Annotated in this window: 18 protein-coding genes; 13 read left to right on the forward strand and 5 right to left on the reverse strand. The window is 71.2% G+C overall.

The annotated features are described in order from the left end of the window. The first annotated feature begins 236 nt into the window (after positions 1–236). The 5 genes from AC0Z9V_RS12815 to AC0Z9V_RS12835 all read left to right on the forward strand — a co-directional run bounded on the left by AC0Z9V_RS12815 (position 237) and on the right by AC0Z9V_RS12835 (position 9,099). The gene (locus tag AC0Z9V_RS12815; protein WP_485141750.1) at positions 237–5,279 is read left to right on the forward strand and encodes an Lhr family helicase; all 5,043 of its coding nucleotides are present in this window, start codon (positions 237–239) and stop codon (positions 5,277–5,279) included. Further along, positions 5,272–6,090 (forward strand): Fpg/Nei family DNA glycosylase, encoded by an 819-nt coding sequence (locus AC0Z9V_RS12820; protein WP_133080345.1) that lies wholly within the window; start codon positions 5,272–5,274, stop codon positions 6,088–6,090. Before AC0Z9V_RS12815 ends, AC0Z9V_RS12820 begins: the two co-directional genes overlap by 8 nt. A 39-nt stretch (positions 6,091–6,129) precedes the next feature. Beyond that, on the forward strand, positions 6,130–7,038 hold the full coding sequence (locus AC0Z9V_RS12825; protein WP_485141751.1) for an RluA family pseudouridine synthase: 909 nt from the start codon (positions 6,130–6,132) through the stop codon (positions 7,036–7,038). A gap of 62 nt (positions 7,039–7,100) precedes the next feature. Then, positions 7,101–7,736 (forward strand): DedA family protein, encoded by a 636-nt coding sequence (locus AC0Z9V_RS12830; protein WP_459268865.1) that lies wholly within the window; start codon positions 7,101–7,103, stop codon positions 7,734–7,736. Between the two features lie 19 nt (positions 7,737–7,755). Further along, entirely contained in the window at positions 7,756–9,099 is a 1,344-nt protein-coding gene (locus AC0Z9V_RS12835) for a tryptophan-rich sensory protein (RefSeq protein ID WP_485141752.1), read from the forward strand. Here the strand turns inward: AC0Z9V_RS12835 and AC0Z9V_RS12840 are convergent. The 4 genes from AC0Z9V_RS12840 to AC0Z9V_RS12855 form a co-directional block, all read right to left on the reverse strand. Beyond that, positions 9,096–10,049, reverse strand: a complete 954-nt coding sequence (locus tag AC0Z9V_RS12840) for an NADP-dependent oxidoreductase (protein WP_485141753.1) — start codon at positions 10,047–10,049, stop codon at positions 9,096–9,098. The genes AC0Z9V_RS12835 and AC0Z9V_RS12840 overlap by 4 nt on opposite strands. Positions 10,050–10,178: 129 nt before the next feature. Then, on the reverse strand, positions 10,179–13,010 hold the full coding sequence (gene ppc, locus AC0Z9V_RS12845) for a phosphoenolpyruvate carboxylase (RefSeq protein ID WP_485141874.1): 2,832 nt from the start codon (positions 13,008–13,010) through the stop codon (positions 10,179–10,181). 296 nt (positions 13,011–13,306) lie between these two features. Continuing rightward, complete coding sequence (locus AC0Z9V_RS12850) at positions 13,307–14,470, reverse strand: acyl-CoA dehydrogenase family protein (protein ID WP_485141754.1); 1,164 nt, start codon at positions 14,468–14,470, stop codon at positions 13,307–13,309. Between the two features lie 47 nt (positions 14,471–14,517). Further along, the gene (locus AC0Z9V_RS12855) at positions 14,518–15,303 is read right to left on the reverse strand and encodes an SDR family NAD(P)-dependent oxidoreductase (RefSeq protein WP_208740498.1); all 786 of its coding nucleotides are present in this window, start codon (positions 15,301–15,303) and stop codon (positions 14,518–14,520) included. A 141-nt stretch (positions 15,304–15,444) separates the two neighbouring features. Between AC0Z9V_RS12855 and AC0Z9V_RS12860 the strand changes: the two genes are divergently transcribed. Continuing rightward, on the forward strand, positions 15,445–16,440 hold the full coding sequence (locus tag AC0Z9V_RS12860) for a glycoside hydrolase family 76 protein (RefSeq protein WP_485141755.1): 996 nt from the start codon (positions 15,445–15,447) through the stop codon (positions 16,438–16,440). Here the strand turns inward: AC0Z9V_RS12860 and AC0Z9V_RS12865 are convergent. Then, positions 16,437–17,033: a YdeI/OmpD-associated family protein gene (locus AC0Z9V_RS12865; RefSeq protein ID WP_133080339.1), complete on the reverse strand. Its 597-nt coding sequence runs from the start codon at positions 17,031–17,033 to the stop codon at positions 16,437–16,439. The two genes, AC0Z9V_RS12860 and AC0Z9V_RS12865, sit on opposite strands and share 4 nt — an antisense overlap. Positions 17,034–17,110: 77 nt before the next feature. Here AC0Z9V_RS12865 and AC0Z9V_RS12870 point away from each other — a divergent pair, with 77 nt between their 5' ends. The 7 genes from AC0Z9V_RS12870 to AC0Z9V_RS12900 all read left to right on the forward strand — a co-directional run bounded on the left by AC0Z9V_RS12870 (position 17,111) and on the right by AC0Z9V_RS12900 (position 23,670). Continuing rightward, the gene (locus tag AC0Z9V_RS12870; protein WP_485141756.1) at positions 17,111–17,812 is read left to right on the forward strand and encodes a VOC family protein; all 702 of its coding nucleotides are present in this window, start codon (positions 17,111–17,113) and stop codon (positions 17,810–17,812) included. Positions 17,813–17,907: 95 nt separating this feature from the next. Further along, positions 17,908–18,447: an NUDIX hydrolase family protein gene (locus tag AC0Z9V_RS12875; protein WP_133080337.1), complete on the forward strand. Its 540-nt coding sequence runs from the start codon at positions 17,908–17,910 to the stop codon at positions 18,445–18,447. Positions 18,448–18,552: 105 nt separating this feature from the next. Continuing rightward, a complete protein-coding gene (locus AC0Z9V_RS12880) occupies positions 18,553–19,422 on the forward strand; it encodes a DUF6707 family protein (RefSeq protein WP_459289187.1) in 870 nt (289 codons plus the stop codon). A 67-nt stretch (positions 19,423–19,489) separates the two neighbouring features. Beyond that, the gene (gene tgt, locus AC0Z9V_RS12885; protein WP_485141757.1) at positions 19,490–20,752 is read left to right on the forward strand and encodes a tRNA guanosine(34) transglycosylase Tgt; all 1,263 of its coding nucleotides are present in this window, start codon (positions 19,490–19,492) and stop codon (positions 20,750–20,752) included. 175 nt (positions 20,753–20,927) lie between these two features. Then, positions 20,928–21,437 (forward strand): hypothetical protein, encoded by a 510-nt coding sequence (locus AC0Z9V_RS12890; RefSeq protein ID WP_485141758.1) that lies wholly within the window; start codon positions 20,928–20,930, stop codon positions 21,435–21,437. Positions 21,438–21,811: 374 nt separating this feature from the next. Beyond that, positions 21,812–22,843: an LGFP repeat-containing protein gene (locus AC0Z9V_RS12895; RefSeq protein ID WP_485141759.1), complete on the forward strand. Its 1,032-nt coding sequence runs from the start codon at positions 21,812–21,814 to the stop codon at positions 22,841–22,843. Beyond that, on the forward strand, positions 22,780–23,670 hold the full coding sequence (locus tag AC0Z9V_RS12900) for a L,D-transpeptidase family protein (RefSeq protein ID WP_485141875.1): 891 nt from the start codon (positions 22,780–22,782) through the stop codon (positions 23,668–23,670). Before AC0Z9V_RS12895 ends, AC0Z9V_RS12900 begins: the two co-directional genes overlap by 64 nt. The last annotated feature ends 78 nt before the right edge of the window (positions 23,671–23,748 follow it).

Consider the following 23,748-nt stretch of genomic DNA (forward strand, 5'->3'; position numbering starts at 1 on the left):
AAGAGAGCCCCGACCCCCGCGACCGGGACCCAGTTGTTGGCCACGTCCCCGCGGGGCGCGGCAGGCTGGGCCTCCCCGGTCCCGGCTCCCATGCGTCGCCTCTCCGTCGGTGGTTCCGTCGTTCGTTCCGTACGCCGTCCTACGCAACGTACTCCCTCTCCGCCGGCCTGTCGCAGGACGCGGTCCGGTGCGGCGGGACCGGATGGAGTGTCGGTGCGCTGGGGCAGAATGAAGAAGTGACGCAGGTACTGACGAGGTTCACCCCCGCAACCCACGAGTGGTTCGCGGGAGCCTTCGCCGAGCCCACCCCGGCCCAGGAGGGCGCCTGGTCGGCGATCTCCGCCGGGTCGAACGCCCTCGTCGTCGCGCCCACCGGATCCGGCAAGACCCTCGCCGCCTTCCTCTGGGCGCTGGACCGGCTGATCGCCTCCGGTGAGGGCAGCGGCGATCCCGACGTCTCCGAGCCTGCGGCGAAGGGCGGCAAGGCATCGCCGAAGAAGCCGAAGCGCAGCACCCGGGTGCTCTACATCTCGCCCTTGAAAGCCCTCGGCGTCGACGTCGAGCGGAACCTGCGGGCGCCCCTGATCGGCATCACGCAGACGGCGAAGCGCCTCGGACTGCCCGCGCCGAGCATCACCGTGGGCGTCCGCTCGGGCGACACCCCACAGGCCGAGCGCCGCGCGATGCTCACGCGCCCCCCGGACATCCTCATCACCACCCCCGAATCGCTGTTCCTCATGCTCACCTCGAAAGCGCGCGAGACGCTGATGGAGGTGGACACCGTCATCATCGACGAGGTGCACGCCGTCGCCGGGACCAAGCGCGGCGCCCACCTCGCCGTCTCCCTCGCGCGGCTCGACGCACTGCTGGAGAAGCCGGTGCAGCGCATCGGTCTCTCGGCCACGGTGGAGCCGAAGGAGACCGTGGCCCGCTTCCTCTCCGGCAACGCCCCGGTGGAGATCGTCGCACCGCCGTCGAAGAAGCAGTGGGATCTCACCGTCACCGTACCGGTCGAGGACATGACGGAGCTCGGCGGAGCTGCGGCCAACACCGACGACGACGGCGACGCCGTACCGCAGGCGAGCATCTGGCCGCATGTGGAGGAGAAGATCGTGGACCTCATCGAGGCGAACCAGTCCACGATCGTGTTCGCGAACTCGCGGCGGCTCGCCGAGCGCCTCACCGCCCGGCTCAACGAGATCCACGCCGAACGCCTGGAACGCGACGCCGCCTGGGCCGCCGGTGGCATGCCGGACGCCGCCGAACCAGCCGCGAGCTCGCCGTCGTTCGCGCACACCACGGCAACCCCGGCGCAGATGATGGCGCAGGCGGGCCAGAGCGCCGGCGCCGAGGCGCTCCTGGCCCGGGCCCACCACGGCTCGGTGTCCAAGGACCAGCGCGCACTCATCGAGGACGATCTCAAGTCGGGACGCCTGCGCTGCGTCGTGGCGACCAGCTCCCTGGAGCTCGGGATCGACATGGGCGCCGTGGACCTCGTGGTGCAGGTCGAGTCACCGCACTCCGTGGCCAGTGGCCTGCAGCGCGTGGGCCGCGCCGGACACCAGGTGGGCGAGGTCTCGCAGGGAGTCCTGTTCCCCAAGCACCGGGGGGACCTCGTCAACACCACGGTCACGGTGGAGCGCATGCTCGCGGGGAAGATCGAGCCCCTCTACATCCCCACCAACCCGCTGGACATCCTCGCCCAGCAGACCGTGGCCGCCGCGGCGCTGGGCACCATCGACGTCGAGGAATGGTTCGACGTCGTCCGCGCATCGGCCCCGTTCGCCACGCTGCCGCGATCCGCGTTCGATGCCACGCTCGACCTGCTCGCGGGCCTGTACCCCTCGGACGAGTTCGCCGAGCTGCGCCCCCGCATCATCTGGGACCGCGTGGAGGGCACCATCACCGGCCGGCCCGGTGCGCAGCGCCTGGCCGTCACCTCGGGCGGCACCATCCCGGACCGGGGCCTCTTCGGGGTGTTCCTCGTCGGCTCGGAGGGCGAGGGTCCGCGTGCCGGCGGCCGGCGCGTCGGCGAGCTCGACGAGGAGATGGTCTACGAGTCGCGCGTGGGCGACGTCTTCGCACTCGGCGCCACGAGCTGGCGGATCGAGGAGATCACGCACGATCGTGTGCTGGTCTCCCCCGCCTTCGGGCAGCCCGGCAAGCTGCCGTTCTGGAAGGGTGATTCCCTGGGTCGGCCCGTGGAACTCGGCCGGGCGCTGGGCGCCTTCAACCGGGAGATGTCGGGTGGCACCGTGGAGCAGGCGCAAGAGCGTTGCGCGAGGATCGGACTGGACGACTGGGCTTCCGGCAACCTCATCACCTACCTGACGGAGCAGCGCGAGGCCACCGAAGTGGTCCCGAGTGACCGGACCCTGGTGGTGGAGCGGTTCCACGACGAGCTCGGCGACTGGCGCGTGGTGCTGCACAGCCCCTTCGGCATGCCCGTGCATGCCCCCTGGGCCCTGGCGGTCGGCGCGCGGCTCGAGCAGCGCTACGGCATGGACGGCTCCGCGATGGCGTCCGACGACGGCATCGTGCTGCGGGTACCGCTCATGGACGACGAACCCCCCGGAGCGGACCTCTTCCTCTTCGACGCCGAGGAACTCGACGGCATCGTCACCGCAGAGGTGGGCGGCTCGGCCCTGTTCGCGTCACGCTTCCGGGAATGCGCAGCGCGCGCCCTCCTGCTGCCGCGCCAGAATCCCGGAAAACGATCACCGCTGTGGCAGCAACGTCAACGTTCCGCGCAGCTGCTGGACGTCGCGAAGAAGTACCCCACCTTCCCCATCGTGCTCGAAACCGTCCGCGAGGTCCTGCAGGACGTCTACGATCTCCCTGCCCTGAAGGAGCTCGCGGCGTCCCTCGAACGCCGGGAACTGCGCATCGTGGAGGTGACCACGCAGCAGCCCTCCCCCTTCGCCCGGTCCATGCTCTTCGGCTACGTGGCGTCCTTCCTCTACGAGGGCGATTCCCCGCTCGCCGAGCGACGTGCCGCTGCTCTCTCCCTCGATCCCACCCTCCTCAACGAGCTGCTGGGGCGCGCCGAGCTCCGTGAGCTGCTGGACGCCCGGGTGATCGTCGAGACGGAGCTGGAGCTCCAGCGGTTGAAGCCGGACCGGCTGGCGCGTGGGCTGGAGGGCGTCACGGATCTGCTGCGGCTCCTCGGCCCGTTGACGGTGGAGGAGATCGGCCAGCGGCTGGAGGCTCCCGGGGAGGACCGACCAGCTGCGGGTCGGTCCGCAGGGCAGGACCCCGCCGCACCGAGTGCTGCCCTGCAGATGGCCGATCATGGGGCTGGTACCCACGGCAACGGCGCCGACGGCATCGATACCGACGACGTCGCTCACATCAGTGCCGGTGGAGAGGAGCCCACGGACGAGGAGTTGCTCGCCGCCACCACGCAGCCCGCGCCGACTCCGGGCCGGGCCTCCCCCGAGGTGGTGCGCGGGCACGTCGCCGCCCTGGTGAAGGCGAACCGTGCGCTGACCATCAACATCGCCGGGGCGGAGCGCATCTCCGCCGTCGAGGATGCCGCCCGCCTGCGCGACGCGATCGGCGTACCGCTTCCCATGGGTATCCCGCTCGCATTCATCGAACCCGTCGCCGATCCCCTCGGGGACCTCGTGGGCCGCTACGCCCGCACCCACGGTCCGTTCACCGCAGCGGAGGCCGCCGCCCGGTTGGGCCTCGGCGTCGCCGTCGTCGCCGGAGCCCTGCAGCGGCTCGCCGGCGCCGGGCGCGTGGTGGAGGGCGAGTTCCGGCCCGCCGAAGCGACGCCGGTGCTTGACATCTCCGCCGAATCCGGGGCGGCACCGGGCACCATCACCGTGCACACCCCCGCCTCGAGCGAATGGTGTGACGCCGAGGTGCTCCGCCGCCTCCGCCGCCGATCCCTCGCAGCGCTGCGCCAGGAGGTGGAACCGGTGGACCCGTCCGCGTACGGCAGGTTCCTCCCGGCGTGGCAGCACATCGGATCGAACCTCCGTGGGCTCGACGGCGTGATCACGGTGATCGACCAGCTCTCCGGCGTGCCGATCCCGGCCTCCGCCTGGGAGCCACTGATCCTGGCGCAGCGCGTGGCCAACTACACGCCCGCGATGCTGGACGAGCTGACGGCCACGGGCGAGGTGCTGTGGTCCGGGGCGGGCTCGCTCGCCGGGAACGACGGCTGGATCGCCCTGCACCTGGCCGAGAACGCGTCCCTCACGCTGCGCCCCGACCCCACCTTCGAACCGTCCGCCCTGCACACGGCGCTGCTCGACTCCCTCTCCGGGGGTGGCGGATACTTCCTCCGGCAGCTCACCAACCTGCTGGACGTGCAGGAGCCCGTCGCAGACACCGCCGTGGTCACCGCCCTCTGGGACCTCGTGTGGGCCGGCCGCATCAGTAACGACACCTTCACCCCGGTGCGCTCGCTCCTCGCCAACGGCAAGACCGCACACAAGCAGAAAGCCGTACCGGCGCGCGCCCGCACCTCCCGCGCGGGCAGGCTGGGCCGGGCTCCCGGGAAGTCGCTCACGGGCGCTTCGATGCGGCTGAACGCAGCGGACGGTGCCGGCGGCGGCTACCAGCGACCCACCCCTCCCCTGGCGGCCGGACGCTGGAACATGCTGCCCGCCACGGAGTCCGAGACCACACTGCACGCGCACGCCCAGGCCGAGCTGCTGCTGGACCGGTATGGCGTGGTGACGCGCGGCGCCGTGGGGAACGAAGGTATCCCCGGTGGCTTCGGGCTCATGTACAAGGTGCTGGCGCGGCTCGAGGAGATGGGCCGGTGCAGGAGGGGCTACTTCATCGAGCAGCTCGGCGCCGCCCAGTTCGCCGTGCCCGCCACGGTGGACCGCCTGCGCTCCTTCAGTGCGGACAACCAGCTGCCCACGGCGCAGGACGTCCTCGGCGGGGAGGCCCCTCCGAGGAAGGCCGTCGCGCTCGCCGCCACGGACCCCGCCAACCCCTACGGTGCGGCCCTCGGCTGGCCGCAGGCCGACGGCGGCCACCGGGCGGGCCGGAAGGCCGGCGCCCTCGTGGTGCTCGTCGACGGCGCCCTCGCGCTGTACGTCGAACGGGGCGGAAAGACCCTCCTGACCTTCACCGAGGACGTCGACGTGCTGCGCTCGGCCGCGCTGGCGCTGGTGACGGTCATCCGACGGGGTGCAGCGGACAAGATGGCCCTCGAGAAGGTCAACGGCGGCGAGATCCTCGACACCGACATCGGCAGGGCACTCGCGGATGCCGGCTTCTACACGACGCCGAGGGGGTTGAGGATCCGTGCCTGAGGGGGATACCGTCTGGCGGGCGGCGCGCGAGCTGCACCGGGCGCTGGCCGGGAAGGTCCTGACCCGCTGCGACATCCGGGTCCCGCGCTTCGCCACGGTCGACTTCACCGGCTCCACGGTGCAGGAGGTCGTCGCCCGCGGGAAGCACCTGCTGATCCGCGGCGGGGGCGACGACGGCTGGGACATCCATTCGCATCTCAAGATGGAGGGCCTCTGGCACGTCTACGCCCGCGGGGAGAAGTGGCGGAGACCCGCGTTCAAGGCACGATGCATCCTCGGGACGGAGGACGCCGTCGTCGTCGGGTTCGAACTCGGCTTCCTGCGTGTCATCGCGCGCGCCGAGGAGGAGGACGCCGTCGGGTTCCTCGGACCGGACCTCCTCGGGCCCGACTGGGACCCCGATGAAGCGCTGCGCCGCCTGCGGGAACAGCCGGACCGGCCCATCGGCCTGGCGCTGCTCGACCAGCGCAACCTCGCGGGCATCGGCAACGTCTACCGCTGCGAGCTGTGCTTCCTCGCCGGCGTCCACCCGCTGACCCCGGTGGCCGAGGTGCCCAACCTCCCGCGCATGGTCGAGCTCTCCAAGAAGCTCCTCGAGGCGAACAAGGAACGCAGTACCCGTGCCACCACCGGGCAGCTGCGGGGCAATACCCTGTGGGTCTACGGGCGTTCCCGGCGGGGCTGCCTGCGCTGCGGCACCCCCGTGGCGCTGGAGCAGCTCGGCGACTCGGACACCGAGCTGCGCGAGCTGTACTACTGCCCGCACTGCCAGCCCCGATTGGAGACGGCAGATGCACGGGCACTACCCTGACGGAGTGGATGCAACGGAACGGCCGGCACGCTGATGGCCATGGCGTCACCCCTGCCCGTGCGCAACGGCGTCAATGCCACCCGGCTCCGCCTGCCCTCCGAGGGCCCGTGGGAGACGGCGCTGGAGTACATCCTCGACCGGTTCGACCACGTCGACCCCGAGGGCATCGGCGAACGCTTCGACCGCGGCGAGGTGGTGGCGCTCGGCGGCGAGGTCCTGACCCGTTCCACCCCCCTCGGTGAGCACACCTTCGTCTGGTACTACCGTGAGCTGCCCGTCGAGGAACGCCTCCCGGTGGAGCTGTCCGTCCTGCACCGGGACGACCACCTGCTCGTCGTCGACAAGCCGCACTTCCTGCCCACCACGCCCGGCGGCATGTACGTCGCCGAGTCGGCGCTCGTGCGGCTGCGCGTGGAACTCGGCCTGCCGGACCTCATCCCCATGCACCGGCTGGACCGCATGACGGCCGGGATCCTCATGTTCTCCATCGATCCCGGGACCCGCGGCGCCTACCAGCTCCTCTTCGAGAACCGACGCATCACCAAGGAGTACCGTGCGGTGGCGCCCGTGCGGCCCGAGCTGCGCCTCGACGTCGAACCACTCGACGTCCGGAGCCGGATCGTGAAATCCCGCACCTATCTCCTGGCCCAGGAGGTCGAGGGCCCCCCGAACACGCTCACCACGGTCAGCCTGATCGACCGGCGCGGCGACCTGGGGCTGTACCGGCTGCAACCGCACACCGGGAAGACGCACCAGCTCCGGCTCCACATGGCGTCGCTCGGACTCGGCATCATCAACGACCCGTTCTACCCCGTCCTGCATCCGCAGGCACCCGACGACTACGGCAGGCCGCTGCAGCTCCTGGCGCACAGCATCGCGTTCACCGACCCCCTGGATGGCTCGGACCGGCGGTTCACCTCCGGACTCACCCTCGCCGAATTCGCCTGACGTCCCCTCGCACCCTCGGAGATCCCGGTCCGGATCCGGGGCGCGGACGGTAGATTTGCAGCGTGGACCTGCCCGGTACCGACATTCCTGCACCGCTCTACCTCCTCGTCATGGTGGCCGTCATCTTCGTCGACGTGGTGCTTCCGGTCGTGCCCTCGGAACTGATGGTCATCGGCGCCGGGACCATGTCGGCCCACGGCATGCTCCTCCTCCCGTTCGCGCTCGTCGCCGCGTTCGCGGGCAGCTGGCTCGGGGACGTCGCCATCTTCCTGCTGTTCCGGCGCAAGCTCACGCATTTCCTCGACCGTTTCCGATGGGGCCGTTCCGTCCATCGCGGTCTGCGCAGGGCCATCGACAAGGCCGGCACCTCGCCCACCTACGCGGCCGTCGTCGCCGTGCGTTTCCTCCCCGGCGGTCGGACGGCGAGCATGGCCGCCGCCGGGATCGCGGAGCTCCCACTCCGGCCGTTCATGCTCGCGGCGGCAGCGGGAGGTGTGCTGTGGACGGCATGGCTGGTCGGCCTCGGCTTCGTCGCGGGCGCGTCCACGGGGCTGCCGGCAGGGGTCAGTGCACTGCTGGGAATGGCTGTCGGTACGCTGGTGGGAGCGATCACGGCGGCAGTCCTCGCCCTGAAGAAACACCGGAAGGCCAAAAAAGCGCATGAGCACCCCGACGAACCCGGGACCCAGGCTCCCTGACAGGCCGGGTCGGCCCCCGATGGCAGCCTCCGACGCCCCGGTCGAGGAGCCGCGGTCGGGCACGGCAGGTGTCCTCGAGCGGCTGAAGGCCGCGCAGCCGCGCACCACGGCGACCACGGCGACCTCGGACGACGACGGTCCTGCCGGAGCAGCATCGGGCGGAGCCGCATCGGGCACCGCCGCCCGAGCGACGGCGAACCAGGCGACGGCGCACCGGACGACGGCGAACCAGGCGACGGCGCACCAGGGAGCAGGGCATCGGGCGCCGGTCGACGGTCCGCCCTCGGGACGGCGGTCACTACCCGGGATCGTGGGATCGGCCACGGGAGCTGCCCGCGAGGCGCTCCGCGCCGTGACGGGGTCGACCGGCGGGGACCGCGACAGGGCCGGTGCCTCCGCGGAGCGTCTCCGCGTCGCCGCCGACAAGGCGCGGGTCGCCGCGGGCGTGACAGGCAAGGCGCTCGGCCGCCACGGGGGTGCCGCCGTCCGCCACGTCGGTACCTGGGACCCGGATCTCGTCCGGCAGTCCGCGGTGACGCTGTGCGCCGTGGCCTGCATCCTGGGCTCCGCGGCGGGCGTAGGCGCCTTCGGCGGTCCGTCCATCCGCGACGCCGCCGGCGGAGCGTTCGCCCCGGACGCGACACTGCTCGCGCCGTCGTCGGCGGCCTTCTCCATCTGGAGCGTCATCTACGCGGGCCTCGTGGCGTACACGGTGTTCCAGTGGCTGCCGGCACAGCGTCGGCGTGAGCGGCACCGGAGGCTCGGCTGGACCGTCGCGGCCTCGATGCTCCTCAACCTCGCCTGGATCCTCAGCGCACAGGCCGACCAGCCGGTGCTGAGCCTCGTGGTCATCCTGCTGCTGTTCTTCGCGCTGCTGGTGGCCATCCAGACCCTGAACGACCACCCCGGCGAGACGCGGTTCGAAGGAGCCGCCGTCGACACGCCGATCGGTCTCTATCTCGGCTGGGTGCTCGTCGCGACAGCGGCCAACGCGGCGGCGTTCTTCACGGCCACCGGGATCGACCTGTTCGGGTGGAAGGGCACCACCTGGGCGATCCTCGGCATCATCACGGTCCTCATGACAGCGGCCGTGGTGTGCTCGACGGACCGGGGCCGGCTCTCGGTAGCCGCCGCGACGTGCTGGGGGCTGCTGTGGATCGCCGTCGAACGCATGCTCGGCGAGCCGTTCGCGGTCGACGTCGCCTTCGTGTCCGCCATGGCGATCTTCCTGCTGCTGATCACCGCGGGCTCCCGCCGGCACCGCGTGGACCACGCGTACCGCCGCTGGCTCCGTGCCGAGGAGGACGCACAGCGCGAACCCCTCGACCTCCTCGGCGACGACTACGAGGACACGCGCTACTAGGCGGCCGGCAGGCCCGCCTGGCCCTCGTCGCCGACGGTCACGGCGAGCTTGCCGCGCACGTGTCCCTCGATGCTGCTGCGGAAGGCGTCTGCCGCGCGCTCCAGAGGGAAGGTCTCCGCGAGGACGGGCTTCACGCTGCCGGCCTCCACGAGTTCGGTCAGGGCCAGCAGGTCCTCCGGGTCGGGCCGCACGAAGATGTATCGCCCGCCCTCGTCCTTGATCCCTGCATCGACCACGGAGGCTACCCGCCCCGGAGTCCTCAGGTGCTCGAGGGAGACCGGCAGGTCGTCCCCGCCCACGAAGTCGACGACGGCGTCGAGCCCCTCGGGAGCCGCGACGGTGATGCGGTCCGCGAGTCCCTCGCCGTAGGTCAGCGGCTCGGCACCGAGAGAACGCAGGAAGTCGTGGTTCTTCTCGGACGCCGTGGCCAGCACGCGCGCACCCCAGGCAGTGGCGATCTGGATGGCGTAGGTCCCCACGCCGCCGGCGCCGTTGTGCACCAGCACGGTATCGCCCTCCCCTGCACCGACGGCCCGGAGGGCCTGGTAGGCGGTGAGCCCGGCGAGCGGCATGGTGGCGGCCTCGGCCCATGACACGTTGCGCGGCTTGCGGGCGAGCGTCCGGACCGGAGCAGCCACCTGCTCCGCGAAGGTCCCCAGCCCGACGGTGTCCATCCGGACGTAGCCGATCACCTCGTCGCCGGCCTGGAACTCGGTGACGGACGGGCCGGGCTGAACGACGACGCCGGCGACGTCCCAGCCCGGGACCACCGGGAAGTAGGTGGGCAGGGCGCCATCGAGGTGACCGCCCGTGATCTTCCAGTCGACCGGGTTGACCGAGGCCGCACGGACCTCGACGAGCACGGAGTCCGGTCCGACCTTCGGGTCGGGCTGTTCGCCGTACTGGAGGACGTCGGGATCGCCGTACCGCTCGTAAAACACTGCCTTCATGGTGCTCCTCTGGTTGAACCGGCCCTGAGGCCTGCTTCTCCGCTTCCACAGGCGGCAACCGGCACCCTCCGGCGGGTATTCCGGCGGGGCATCCCCGGGCGCCACGACTCGCGGCACCCGGGCCGCGTGTCAGCCCGTGTTCCGCATCCCCGCGGCGACGCCGTTGATGGTGATCAGCATGGCCCGCTGCAGCTGCCCGTCGGGCTCGCCGGCCTCTGCCCGCACGCGGCGGAGCAGCTCCACCTGCAGGTAGGAGATGGGGTCGAGGTACTGGTCGCGCACCGCGAGGGAGCGCTTGAGCACGGGCTGGTCGTCGAGCAGCTCGTGCTCCCCCGTGAGCAGCCGGATCTCGGCCAGGGTCAGATCGTACTCCTCCCGGATCACGCCGAAGAGGTGCTGCAGGTCGCCCGGCACGAGGGCCTCGACGTAATGCGCGGCGATCTCGAGATCGGTCTTGGCGAGCGTCATCTCCACGTTCGAGACGACGGTACGGAAGAAGTGCCATCGGCCGAGCATCTCGGCGAGCAGCCCTTCGTGCCCCGCCTCCCGCGCCGCGCGCAGGCCGGAGCCGACGCCGAACCAGCCCGGGACGATCTGCCGGGACTGCGTCCACCCGAACACCCACGGGATGGCGCGGAGTCCACCGAGCCCGCTGCCGGAGTCGGGCCGCTTGGACGGGCGCGAGCCGATGTTGAGCGAGCCGAGCTGCTCCACGGGCGTCGACGCGAGGAAGTACGCCGGCAGGTCCTCGTGGTCGATGAGCGAGCGGTACCGCGCGAACGCCGCATCGGAGACCGTCTCCATCACCTCGGCCCAGCGGCCGCGCTCGTCGTCGGACGTACGCGGCGTGCGGTGCAGGGCGGAGCCCTGCATGACCGCGGCCAGGGACAGCTCGAGGTTCTCGCGGGCCAGGGCCGGGAGCGAGTACTTGTCGCTGATGACCTCGCCCTGCTCGGTGAACTTGATCTCGCCCTCGAGGACGCCGTTCGGCTGGGCGAGGATGGCGTCGTACGTCGGGCCGCCACCGCGGCCCACCGACCCCCCACGCCCGTGGAACAGGCGGAGGCGGACACCGTGCTTCGCGGCGACGTCGCGCAGGCGCCGCTGGGTCTTGTGGATCTCCCAGAGGCTCGTGAGCACGCCGGACTCCTTGTTGGAGTCGGAGTACCCCAGCATGACCTCCTGCAGGTCGCCGCGGAGCCGCACCACCTCGCGGTACGTCGGATCGGACAGGAGGGTGTCCACGATCTCCGCCGAGACGCGGAGCTCGTCCACCGTCTCGAGCAGCGGGGCGAAGCCGATCTTCGCGAAGGCACCGGAGTCCGGGCCGCCCGAGCCGTCACCGACCACGTCGAGAAGGCCCGCTTCGCGCGCCAGCACCACGGGGGCGAGGACGTCGTCGGCGCCGCGGGTCATGGAGACGATGTAGGTCTCGATGACGTCCGGCCCGTAGGTCTCCAGCGCCGAGGCGATCTCGCGGAAGACGTCGAAGGTACGTCGCGCGCCGTCGTCGAGCGGCGGGTTGACCGCCGCCAGCGGCCGCCGCGAGGCCAGCTCGCGGGACAGCGCCCGGCGGCGCCCCTCCCGGTCCAGGTCGAGGTAGGGGACCTCCAGCTCGCCGAGCCGGTCGGCGAGCTGCGCGACGACGTCGTGGTGCATGTCGGCGTGCTCACGGATGTCGAGGGTCGCCAGGTGCAGGCCGAAGGAGGAGATGACGCGCGACGCCGTGGCGAGGGCTCCGTCGGCGGCCAGGCCCCCCGCGTTCCGCCGCAGCGAGTCCCCCACGAGCTCGAGGTCGGCCAGGACCTGGGCGGTGTCGTTGTAGTCGCGACCCGGCTCGTGCGCCGTCTGCTGCTGGACACGCGCCGCCGTGTTGAGCAGCTTCGCCTTCACGCAGGTCAGCTTGAGCCGGTACGGCTCCTGGGCGTTCAGTTCCAGCACACGCCTGTCGAGGCGTGGCAGGTTGGCGAGATCCTTCTCGATCGACGCCGTCAGCTCGGGTGAGGCACCCACGATCGTGGTCGACGACGAGAGCGACGAGATCAGCCGGTCGAGAAAGTGGATGGCGATACGGACGGCCTGCTGGTTCTGGATCTGCAGGATCTCGCGGGTCACGGAAGCCGTGACATTGGGGTTGCCGTCCCGGTCACCGCCGATCCACGACCCGAACCTCAGCGGCGCGCCACCCGCGGGAAGGGCGACGCCGTGATCCGCGAGGAGGTCCGAGAGGTCCTCCAGCAGTTCCGGCATCGAGGTGGTGAGGATGTTCCCCAGGTAGTAGATGGCGTTGCGGGCCTCGTCGATCGGCGTGGGCCGCACCTGCCGCAGCTCGTCGGTCTGCCAGATGAGGTCGATCACCTCGGCGAGCCGTCGGTCCTGCCGGCGGCGCTGCTGGGATCCCTCCACTGTCGACTCCGCGAGGATGTCGGACAGGCGGCGCAGCTTGTCCAGCACGGAGCGGCGCGACGCCTCGGTGGGATGGGCCGTGAACACGGGGCGGACGTCGAGCTCCCGGACGACGTCGGCGAGAGCCTCCGGACCGGCGTCGGACGCGATGCGGGAGACGGTCTGGGCGAGCCAGCCGTCCTCCTCGGACCGCGTCCGCAGGCCGCGCACGCGGTGCACCTGCTCGGCCGCGTTGGCGAGGTGGAAGTACGCGGCGAAGGCCCGGACCAGTTCGGTGGCCTGACCGATGGGCAGGGCCGCGAGGAGTTCGCGGACCTGCTCGGCGAGTGCCGCGCGCCCGGCGGCGTCGTCCCCGCTGCCCGACTCCTTGGACTGCTTCGTGAGGAGGCGTACCCGCTCCACGAGGTCGAGGAGCTCCTGTCCGTGCTGCCGGACGAGGGACTCGCCGAGGAGGGTGCTGACGCGCCGGACATCGGCGCGCAGGTCGGAACTGATGTCCCCCACCGTCTCGCTGAACTGGTCGGCGGCACGCGCGGGGGACACTTCGAGGGGCACTGTCACAACAGCCTGCTTTCAGGGCACGGAAAACGGGGCGTATGCGGCACTGGATACGACGGATTGCTGTTGGGATACTACCCAGTGATGTGGCGTGGGCCTCACCACGTCCGTCATGTGAACGCCGGCGCCGCCCTGCTGCGGCCTGGGACGGCCCGGCCCGCAACCACCGCGGGTTCGTGCACGGCATTGATCAGCCGAACGGCGCGGACGACGGCGTGTCGCCGCCCCACACGCACTTCCCGCCCAAAACGCGTGCAGGAAGCCGCAGCTCGCGTCCACCGTCGCCGCACCGGTCAGGCGAACGCCGAGATGCCCGTCAGCGCCCTGCCCACGATCAGGCTGTTGATCTCGTAGGACCCCTCGTAGGTGTAGACCGCCTCGGCGTCCGCGAAGATCTTGGCCATCCCGTAATCGGTCACGATGCCGTTGCCGCCGAGGATCCCCCGTCCCAGCGCGACGGTCTCCCGCATCCGGGCCGTGGTGAAGGACTTGGCGAAGGCGGCCTGCGCCATGTCGGAGGCACCCTGCCCCTGCAGCTGGGCGATGCGCGCCATGACGCTGAGGCTCGCCGTCGTGTTGCCCATCATGGTGACGAGCTGGTCCTGGATGAGCTGGAACCCTGCGATCGGTCGGCCGAACTGGTGTCGCTCGAGGGCGTACTGCCGGGCGACGTCGAACGCGGCCAGCTGCTGGCCGACGGCCTGCCAGCCGACGAGGATCCGTGAGCCCAGCAGGAGCTGCCGGGTGTCGTTGAAGGACTCGATACCGGCGAAGCGGTCCGCCTCCGGGATGCGCACGTCGGTCAGTGTGACGTCGGCGTTCTGGACCGTCCGCAGCGCCGTCTTGTTGGCGATCGCCGTCCGGGTCACACCGGGCAGCGTGGCGTCGAGGATGAAGCCGCGCACTCCGCCGGTCTCGGTATCGCGCGCCCAGAGCAGCATGTAGTCGCAGAACGTCCCGTTGCCGATCCAGCGCTTCGCGCCGTTGACGACCCAGGTGTCGCCGTCGCGCGTGGCGGTGGTCGTCATGCCACCGGCGACGTCGGACCCGTGCTCCGGTTCGGTCAGGGCGAAGGCGCCGGTGATCCTCAGGTCCATCGCATCCTGCAGGAGCCGCGCCTTCTGGTCGTCGCTGCCGAAGGTGTGCAGGGCCTCGACGAACAGGTCGTGGTGGACCATGAAGAACGTCGCGATCGAGGTGTCGGCGCGGGTGAGCTCGGCGATCACCAGTCCGCTGAACAGGTGGCTGTACCCCTGCTGAACGGGCGTGCTGAGATTCAGCGCCGCCAGCCCGGGCAGGAGTTCGTGCGGGAATTCGGCCCGGTTCCACCATTCGACGGCGCGCGGCGAGACGTCCTTGGCGAGGAAGTCCCGGACGTCCTGGAGTTTCTCCCGTTCGGAGGTCGCCAGGAGGGACTCGAAGCCGAGGAAATCGGCGGTGGGCAGCGGGCTCTCCATCGAGCCGTCCTTTCGATCGAGCTGAGACCGGGGGTGGTGCGGTGGAGCTACTTCGGCGCCATGCGGATGGCGCCGTCGAGGCGGATCGTCTCGCCGTTGAGCATCTGGTTCTCGACGATGTGAGCGGCGAGCGCGGCGTATTCGACGGGCTTGCCGAGGCGGGACGGGTGCGGGACCTGGGCGCCGAGGGAATCCTGGGCCTCCTGGGGCAGGCCCGCCATCATGGGTGTCTCGAAGATGCCCGGGGCGATCGTCACGACGCGGATCAGGGAGCGGGCGAGTTCCCGGGCGATGGGCAGGGTCATCGCGGCCACGCCGCCCTTAGAGGCCGAGTACGCAGGCTGTCCGATCTGGCCGTCGAAGGCGGCGACGGAGGCGGTGTTGATGATGACGCCGCGCTCCTCGGATCCTCCGAGACCGCTGACCGTGGCGGTGGCCGCCATCGCCTCGGCTGCGAGCCGGATCACGTTGAAGGTGCCGACCAGGTTGACGGTGATGACGCGGGCGAACTGTTCGAGCGGCAGGACCCCGTCCCGTCCCAGGACCTTGCCCGGCGTGGCGATGCCGGCGCAGTTGACGACGATCCGCAGCGGGCCGAGTTCCGTGGCCGCGGCGACTGCCGCCTGGACCTGGGCAGGATCGGCGACGTCGGCGGCGACGAAGCGGACCCGGTCCCCCGAGGGGTCGAGTTCCGCGGCGGCGTCGGTCCCGGCGGACTGTGGGAGGTCGACCAGCAGCACCGACGCGCCGTCGTCGAACAGTCTGCGGGCGGTGGCGAGACCGAGTCCCGAGGCCCCGCCCGTGACGAGGGCGACCGCTCCGCTGATGTCCATGCCTGATCCTTCCGCCCGGCGAGGACCGCCGTCGGTCCTTCGGCCCAGCGTACTGTGACGTGGCCCACTGCGCACCCGGACGGCGATCGGTTGCGCATCCTGCCCAACCAGGACCCCTCCCGGTGTGGCTAGGGTGGTCACATGCCCATCCCTGACGAGGCGGCCTCGCAGGCCGCGCAGAGCGTCCGGCACCTGTTCGCCCGGCGGAGCCTGCGCGTCCCCGGGACGCGGCTCGGCGCCATCGCCTTCCCGCCACCGGCCGGCGCCCGGAACCACTGGCACTACTGGTGGCAGGCGCACTTCCTCGACTGCCTCCTCGACGAGCACCTCCGGGATCCCACCGGGGATGCCCTCTCCGAGGCGCGGAAGCTGGCCCGCGGCGTGTGGCTGCGCAACGGCGGACGATGGCGCAACTCCTACTACGACGACATGGCCTGGCTCGCGCTGGCCCTCCAGCGCCTCGATGCGATGGAGGGTCGACGGCGGCCCCGGCGCCGCGTGCGCGTCCTCGGGGCTGCACTCCGGTCGGCCCATACGGAGGACCTGGGCGGCGGGGTCTACTGGAACACCACCCGCGACTACAAGAACACCCCCACCACGGCGCCCGCCGCCCTCTTCTTCGCACGCGGCGGGGAGGGCGCCCGGGCGCAGGAACTGCTCGACTGGCTGAAGGACCGGCTGTTCGATCCCGGCACCGGGCTCTACCTCGACGGCGTGAAGGCCGACGGCCGGGTGGAGCGGTCCCTGCACACCTACAACCAGGGGACCGTGCTGGGCGCGCTCGTCGCGGTCGGCGGTCCGGAGAACCTGCGGCACGCGGCGGACCTGGTGGAGGCTGTCGCCCGGGGCGTCGCGGACGACGACGGCGTGCTGCCGCTCGGCTCCGGGGGTGATGGCGGGCTCTTCACGGGGATCCTCGCGCGCTATCTGGCGCAGGCGGTGTCGGCGGACATCGGGGGGACGGCCGCGGCGACGGCACGCGCGCTCCTCGGGGCGACCGCGGACCGGATCTGGGCCGACCGGCTGGCCGTCGACCGGTCGATGCTCGTCTTCCCGCCCCGGCAGGACGGGCCGGTCAGCCTGTCCTCGCAGCTCCAGGCCTGGATGGTACTGGAAGCCGGGACGCGGTGCCGCTAGCCGACCTGCTTCCTGCCCTGGGGATAGAAGGTCTCCCCGCGGGAGAGCATGGCGACGAACTTCGCGATGTTCCGCTCCTTCGCGGCGTCCGTCCTGAGCTGGGTCAGGCGGAAGATAAGGGCGTAGCGGTTCTGGGAGGACAGGGTGCGGAAGGTGGCGAGCGCGGCGTCGTCGGCCTCGATGGCCGCCATCAGCTCCGGCGGCACCTCGGCCGTCGCGGGTCCGGCGTAGGCGCGCTCCCACCTGCCGTCCGCCTGCGCTGCCGCGACGGCCCTCTCGCCCGCTGCGCACATGCGGCCCTCCGCGCGCAGTCTGTCCACGTAGGTCCGGTTGCGCACGGACCAGATGCTGCGCGGGCCGCGCGGCGTGAACCGCTGGAAGTAGCTGCCCCCGTCGCGCGAGCGGGCCTGGCCGTCGATCCAGCCGTAGCACAGCGCTTCATCGAGCGCCTGCGCATAGGTCAGCAGCGTGGTGTCCCCGCCCTTCTTGTGCTCGATGAGCCAGACACCGGGCGAGGACTCGTGGTTCGCCTCCAGCCAGCCGCGCCAGGCGAGCGCGTCGGGCAGCAGGAGTTCCGGCAGTTCGGCCTTCATGCGACCACCCTAGGGCTACCCGGGCCGTTCGGGAACCGTGCCCCCGCCATTCCCCGCACCGTTCCGAAGGAAACCTGATGCTCCGCGTCCGACCCCTCGTCCACACCTCCGATCCGACGGCCGCGCGGGACTTCCTCCGCGCGCTCGGACTGGCTTCCTCCCGGGGGCCACTCCCGGACGGTGCGCAGGAGGTGTTCGACGCCGGCAGCGGTCGCGTGGCCCTGCACCCCTGCGCCTCCGGCAGCCCCGAGGACGGCAGCGTGAGCCTCGCCTTCGACGTCTCGGACGTCCGGGAGTTCGCGCGACGGACCATCGCCGCCGGCACGCCCGTGGACCTGGTGGAGGGACACCACGGCACCACCGCCCGGATTATCGCCCCGGACGGGACTCCCCTCCTCGCCGCCGCGGGCCCCCGCGAGACGACCGCGCCGGCGTCGTCCCTCTCGGTCCTCGCCCGCTGGCAGACGCCCGACGTGGGATCCGCCGTCCGGGTGCTGGAGGACATCGGAGCCCGGTCCCGGGCCGGTTCGGACGCCGGCGCCGGGCACGCTTTCCGTGCCAAGAACGGCGGGCTCGTGACCGTGGAGCTGGGGGAGCGCCCCGGGGTGGAGCTGGCCATCGAGCACGACGGCGACGTGCGGGACCTCGTCGCGGGCCTGACGGCTGCCGGCGTCGACGCCGGAGCCGTCGGCGGGGGCCGGAGGTCGTCGCTCCGCCTCCGTGCTCCGTGGGGCGCCGTGGTGCGGATCGACGGCCGGCAGCAGGACATCCACGACTGAATCGTCGGGGCGGCACCGGGCCGGCGGATTCAGCCACGGGCCGAAGAACAGCGCGCCGCCTGTCGCCGGGTGGGGGTCTGCTATAGAACTGGTGTATGAACGTACGCACCCCTGACCCCAATCCGGGCTGGCTCTCCGAAGACGATCTGTACGAGGCCCGCCGCCGCCTGCCGATGGTCTACGTGGAGGCGATCCCCGTCCGGTGCGACGCCCTCGGGTACGTCAACGAGGTGGGACTGCTGCTGCAGGCCAACGAGCAGGGCGAGATGGTGCGGACCTTCGTCTCCGGTCGTGTGATGTACCGGGAGACCATCCGGGCGGCGCTCCTGCGCCATCTCGAGAAGGACCTCGGGCCCCTCGCCCTCCCGCAGCTGCCGCCGTCGCCCCTGCCCTTCACGATCGCCGAGTACTTCCCCTCCCCCTCGGAGACCGGGCTGACCGACGACCGCCAGCACGCCGTCGCCCTCGCGTACCTCATCCCCGTGACGGGCGAGTGCAACCCGCGCCAGGACGCCCTGGAGCTGTCCTGGCTCACCCCGTCCGAGGCGCTCAGCCCGTCCATCCAGGCGGAATTCTCCGGTGGCCGCGCCGACCTGCTGCGTCAGGCCCTGGCCCATGCCGGGTGGGGCCGCTAGCCACGGAGGAACCCGCCGGGGTCCGCGTTACCGTATCGTGAAACGGGCGCGCTGGGGCGCCGGAGGACATCCACGGGGTTACTGGCAGAGGTTGGCACGACGTACATGATGGTGAACAGGGTGGACAGGACCGGGCTGCGCGCGGTTCCGGCAGAGGTGCTCGCGGCGGGGGACGTCCTGGCGCTCCCCGACGGCGAGGAGACGGCGGAGGTCACCGCCGTCGAGGTGGAGAACGACGACTTCGGCGTGCCCGCACTCGTTCTCGCGACCGTGGCGGGAGGACGCCGGGTGTCCATCGCCACCGGCTCGATGGTCTACCTGGAACCGGCCGACGCCGAGCTCGGCGCCTCGGCGGTCGCCGCCGACCACGGCTCGCCCGAAGCGCTCGTCGCGCAGATCGCCCAGGCGCATGCCGGCAGCGGCGCCGTCCAGGAGATCGCCGGGCGCCTCGCCCGCGGCATCAACCTCAAGTCGGGGAGCAATCTCCAGGACCTGCACCAGCTCGCGCTCGCGCTGTTCGTCGACGAGGGCGACACCGCCGCGGCGCTGACCGTCGCCGACCTGCTGGCCGAGCTGCCGTTCGACGGCAACTTCGGGCGGTGGAAGTGGATCGAGGGCGGCCTCGCGATCGCCGCCTACCTCACCCGGCACGACCAGGCGCGCTCCGCCCGGTACTCCGCGGCCATCCGTGCTGCGGACGACGCCGAGACGGACCCGTTGCGCGCGAAGACCGCCGCCATGTACCGGCAGCGCCAGCTCAACGAGCCCAACGTCTACGACCCGGAGATCCTCCGGGCGTCCTCGGCCGGCACGATCGACGTCGAGCGGGACTGGCGGGTCCTCCGCATCGGCGTGCTGCTCTACCTGCGCGCGCACGGCGGGTCGGAGACCCTGGGCCGCGACGTGCTCGAGCGGCGGATCGCCGCCGAACTCGCCGCCGTCGGTTCCCTCAACGCACAGCTCGCCGACCGGTAGGCACCCGGACACGAGCAGCGCCGCGGCCTGGCAAAAGGACTGGCAAAAGGACTGGCAAAATAGGGTGGTGCATCCACAGTCCCAGCAGTCCTCGTTCTCCTTCTCCGTCAGCAGCCGCCTCGAGGAGACGACGCCGGGAGCCGGGACCGGCGGGCGGCGGCACGGACGCACCGGGACCATCACCACCCCGCACGGCGAGATCCGCACGCCGGCGTTCATCCCCGTCGGGACCAAGGCCTCGGTCAAGGCCGTCCTCCCCGGAGCCATGGCGGACCTCGGCGCGCAGGCCCTGCTCGCGAACGCCTACCACCTCTACCTGCAGCCCGGGGCGGACATCCTCGACGAGGCGGGCGGGCTCGGCGCCTTCATGAACTGGCCCGGCCCCACCTTCACCGATTCCGGGGGCTTCCAGGTGATGAGCCTCGGTTCGGGGTTCAAGAAGGTCATCACCATGGACGTCCCGGTCGACGCCGACAAGGCCGGCGCCGATGACCGCGTCGCCGTGGGCAAGGAGCGCCTGGCCTCCATCGACGACGACGGCGTCTGGTTCAAGTCCCACCTCAACGGCGACCGCCACCGCTTCACCCCGGAGATCTCCATGCAGGTGCAGCACCAGCTGGGCGCCGACATCATGTTCGCGTTCGACGAGCTCACCACCCTGATGAACTCGCGCGGCTACCAGGAGGAATCCCTGGAACGGACGCGGCTCTGGGCGCTGCGCTGCATCGCGGAGCACGAGCGCCTCACCGCGGAACGCAGCCACCGCCCGTACCAGGCCCTGTTCGGCGTCATCCAGGGCGCACAGTACGAGGACCTCCGGAGGAAGGCGTCGGCGGACCTCGGCGCCATGGACTTCGACGGCTTCGGGATCGGCGGGGCGCTGGAGAAGGAGAACCTCGGGACGATCCTCGGCTGGTGCAGCGACGAGCTGCCCGAGGACAAGCCCCGCCACCTGCTGGGCATCTCCGAGCCCGACGACCTCTTCACCGGCATCGAGCACGGCGCCGACACGTTCGACTGCGTCTCCCCCACCCGTGTGGCCCGCAACTCCGCGTTCTACACGCCGGACGGCCGGTGGAACCTCTCGAACGCGCGCTTCAAGCGGGACTTCACGCCGCTCGTCGAGGGCTGCGACTGCTACACCTGCACGCACTACACCCGCGCCTACATCCACCACCTGTTCAAGGCGAAGGAGATGGTGTCCGCGACCCTGATCTCCATCCACAACGAGCGGTTCGTGGTGCGCATGGTCGATGACGCCCGGGCCGCCATCGAGGACGGCACGTTCTACGACCTGAAGGCCGACGTGCTGGGGCGGTACTACGCCTGACCATCCTTCCCCGCAGATCGTGCGGGATCGTTACCGAATCTGGACCGCACCGCGGACGATCGCTGATCATCTCCGGCTGTACAACCTTCCCGGTCAGAAGCCCCTGGTTCCCGAACGAGAAGTTCACCGCGGGAAATAGGGGAAGAATGCGGAGTGTCGGGAGGCTTCTCCGGGGGTGGCACTGGGCGTCATCGCCCTTTCCGGCTGCACGCCGCCACCTGCCGATGCGCCCGACGCGCCGGCCTCAGGACCGTCGGCGGCCTCGACGTCGCCCGGGACGATGCCCGCATCGCCGGACGCGGCGACGACGTCGGTTGCCGACGCCACCGGGACGGACCTGCCGGCCCCTGCGTCCCCCGATCCCGAACCGAGCGTCGAGGCGACCCTGGAGACCAGCAGGGAGTCGGTGCCGGCGAATCCGACCGCCATCGCCAACGATGCCCTGAGCGACGTGGTGTGCACGGCGGATGCAGCCGGCGTCTGGTCCTTCTCCGGGACGCTGACCAATACGGCCGACACCGTAGTGACGTTCTCTGTCGTCGTCGCAGTCGGGAGCACCAGCAGCGTGGCCGGCCGCACGAGGATACTGCAAGCAGTACCAGCCGGCGGCACGGTCGAAGTCCGCGCTGATGCCTTCGCCGAGGCCCCGGCACCCTCCACATGTCAGGCGGTCGTCTTCCGGTGAACACTTCATCCACGTCCCTTCCGGCGCGCGCACTCGCTGTCGTCTCGCTGGCCGCTCTCCTTCTCTCCGGGCTCGCTCCGGGCGCGGTCGCAGCGCCCGCCCCTCCCCCTCCGGTCGCGGAGCAGACCCCCGCACCGACTCCGCCGGCACCGGCTACAGCGGATCCGGACACGACTCCCCCTGCTGGCGCGCTGCGGACACCTGCGCCTGCAGGCCCGGACGCGGTTCCGGAGCCGTCGACCGCGGAATCGGCTCCGCCCGAGCCTCCGCCGGCCGGAGTGCCGACGAGCCCGGTCCCGACCGCCACGGCCGAGCCCGGTGATGAGGGACCCGGTCCCGGACCTGAAATCCCACCGGAGAGTGCCGCACCGGCGGTGCCTGACCTGCAGGAACCACCTACCCCGACGGCACTACCGGACCCCGGGGTCAGCGCCGCCGCCGCGGGTCCTTTCACTCCCATCGGAGGCATCGCCGCCAAGTGGCGGGAACTCGGCGGTGCTGCCGGGCCGCTGGGCGAACCGACCTCCGACGAGTCCTGCACCGCAGCAGGACGCTGCGTGGAGACCTTCGTCGGCGGAGAAATCCACTACACCCCCTCCACCGGAGCGCCCGCAGTACTGTTCACCTCCGGCAGGACCGGCCCCCGGTGGGCAGCCACCGGAGGCCTGGCCGCCGTCGGCTATCCGGTGACCGACGAGCGGTGCACCGCGGGCGGCTGCTCCCAGCGGTTCTCCAGCGGGATCGACCTCACCTGGAGCAGGGTGGGCGGGCACCAGCAGGTATGGACCCGGGGCGCCGTCGGTGGCGCGCTGTACAACCGGTACGGCGGCTACGCTGCGGCCGGCTACCCGTCGTCGGCCGAGGTATGCGGCACGCGGGACAACGGCTGCGCCCAGGAGTTCGGCGGACTCCGGATCCTGTGGTCCGCGTCGTCCGGCGCCTTCGGGGTATGGACCCCCGGAGCCATCGGCGGCGCATACTCACGGACCGGGGCGGAGAACGGCTGGCTCGGTTACCCGACGTCCAGGGAGACCTGCGGGTTGCGATCGGCCGGCTGCAAGCAGACCTTCCAGCGCGGGGTGATCTCCTGGTCGGCAGCAACAGGCGCCCACGTCAGCCGCGGCGGGATGCTCGCCGCCTGGGCGGCCCGCGGCGCGGAGAACGGTGTACTCGGGTATCCCCTCGACAACGAGGTGTGCGGGCAGCTGAACGGTGGCTGCGTCCAGAAGTACCAGGGCGGCTCGACCTACTGGTCCCCGGCGACCGGCGGACACTCGACGAACGGCGATATCCGCGCCCGTCACGAGAATCTGGGCGCCCACACCGGTTACTGGGCTACCCGCTGGAAGCCGAGGTCTGCGGACAGCGCAACGGTGGCTGCTACCAGTGGTTCCAGGGAGGCGTGATCTTCTGGTCCCCCGCGACCGGGTCCCAACCCGTCCGCGGAGGGATGAGAGCGAAGTACGAATCGATGGGCTGGCACCTGAGCTACCTCGGCTACCCCCAGACGCCGGAGCGCTGCGAGGGCGGTGAATGTGTCCAGCCCTTCCAGGGCGGGTACATCTCCTGGAAGAGCTCCGGCGGCCGGGATCACCGGCACACCGCATGCACCACGCTGAACGACGGACGCTCCAGGTACCCGACGGGCGGGGCGAAGAGGGTCCTCCTCACCATCGCCGGCGGGTACGGGCAGAGTTCCGCCAGCGCCGTGTACTGCCAGAAGGTGGCGGGAACGTATGTCACCGACTGGACGACCGATGCCAGGGTGGGATCCAGCGGCTTCAGGAGGCCGGGAGTCCCGTCCGGGCCGACCCGCTTCAACTATTCCCCCACCGGGTCCTACTCCGTGACCGAGGCATTCGGTCTGGGCAACCCCGGCACCGCGCTGCCCTACCGCACGCTGAACCCCCGCTCACGCTGGGGCGGCAACCCCTACACGGCCACCTACAACAAGTACTTCGAGTCCTCCGCGTGGACGGGGTACGACGAGGACATGTGGTATTTCGCGACACGGGCCACGCACGATTACCGGCAGGGCGCCGTGATCAACTACAACCGGCCGCCGGACTCGGCGATCGTCCAGGACGCGGGCTTCGCCATCTTCCTGCATGAGAACAAGGCTCCGACCGCCGGGTGCATCGCGCTCGACGACTGGGCGGTCGAGGACTACCTCAGGAAGTCCACGCCGGGGGACCGCATCATCATGGGCGTCGCTTCGGACCTGTTCCGGTAGCAGCGGCTCCATGAAACGGGCCGGTCCAGCGCCTCACCCTCCTGTTTGAACATGTTCAGTTTCGGGTTAGACTCCGAA

It is taken from the genome of Arthrobacter sp. UYP4, from assembly GCF_057291175.1.